General features: G+C 51.7%; 1 rRNA gene. It reads left to right on the top strand.

The annotated features are described in order from the left end of the window. A 23S ribosomal RNA gene (locus KW828_RS21740) occupies positions 1 to 265 on the top strand; the annotation flags it as partial.

A 265-nucleotide genomic window follows, 5' to 3' on the forward strand; every position in this document is an offset into this window, starting at 1 on the left:
TACTATAGCTTGACACTGAACACTGGTCCTTGATGTGTAGGATAGGTGGGAGGCTTTGAAGCGAGGACGCCAGTTCTTGTGGAGCCAACCTTGAAATACCACCCTTTAATGGCTGGTGTTCTAACGTGGACCCGTAATCCGGGTTGCGGACAGTGTCTGGTGGGTAGTTTGACTGGGGCGGTCTCCTCCTAAAGCGTAACGGAGGAGCACGAAGGTTAGCTAATCCTGGTCGGACATCAGGAGGTTAGTGCAATGGCATAAGCTA

The organism is Enterobacter sp. ENT03, from assembly GCF_019218745.1.
Taxonomy (GTDB): domain Bacteria; phylum Pseudomonadota; class Gammaproteobacteria; order Enterobacterales; family Enterobacteriaceae; genus Enterobacter_D.